This is a genomic window from Thermococcus sp. Bubb.Bath (genome assembly GCF_012027595.1).
GTDB lineage: Archaea > Methanobacteriota_B > Thermococci > Thermococcales > Thermococcaceae > Thermococcus.
Genome location: NZ_SNUR01000014.1, coordinates 1 through 638 on the forward strand (window position 1 = coordinate 1; position 638 = coordinate 638).

Below are 638 nucleotides of genomic sequence, written 5' to 3' on the forward strand. Positions count from 1 at the left end.
CGTTGGAAAGATGGAGTCAACCACCGCGAACTCACCGCTTTCAGCAAGCTCGCTCAGGAATGGCATGTGTTTGATGTTGTAAATCCCACAGCCGTCGAGGCTTATCAGCGCGAGCTTCTTCATGTTCATCACAGCCTAAGCGTATTACAGAGTTTTACGTTTATCTCTTCCTTGAGTAGGTCTCCAACTTCACCTAGAATGCCTGCAAGGAGACCCTTATGAACTGTCGCTATCTTGTTGAGCTTAATAATCGAAGAAACTTTAAGCCCAGTGACTTTAAATTCCAGATGAGAGCGTTCAACGAGAACGTCAGTTTTTGGCTCGAACTTCTCAAGTCTCGACGAAATGAACGCCACTACAACATCATCTTTTCCTTCGTACAGGACAAGTGCCGGACGAAGTTTAGTTGCCCGTAGATCTGTGAAAGGAAAGTGCACAAGAACTATCTTGCCCTTGAGACTCATTTGAATCTCACCTTAAGGTCTTCGTAGGAGTACAGGTCTGGTTCGGATTCTAGAAACTCCCTGAGGGATTCTTCTGAGAGCTTTACGACTCCATAAAGCTCGCTTGCCTCAATCAGCTCCTCCAGTTTGTGTTCTATCTCCTCAAGTTTGCGCTCTATCTTCAATATTTCGTCA

General features: G+C 45.5%; 1 protein-coding gene and 1 pseudogene. Both read right to left on the minus strand.

Annotation, left to right across the window (positions count from 1 at the left end; all coding sequences use genetic code 11):
• A pseudogene (locus E3E29_RS11925) lies at positions 1-123 on the minus strand (alkaline phosphatase family protein); the annotation flags it as partial.
• A 5-nt stretch (positions 124-128) separates the two neighbouring features.
• Positions 129-464 (minus strand): type II toxin-antitoxin system PemK/MazF family toxin, encoded by a 336-nt coding sequence (locus E3E29_RS11285; RefSeq protein WP_167712209.1) that lies wholly within the window; start codon positions 462-464, stop codon positions 129-131.
• Positions 465-638: the final 174 nt, after the last annotated feature.

Coding starts and splice junctions, on each gene's coding strand:
- E3E29_RS11285 (WP_167712209.1), bottom strand. CDS start 464: ATGAGTCTCAAGGGCAAGATAGTTCTTGTGCACTTTCCTTTCACAGAT.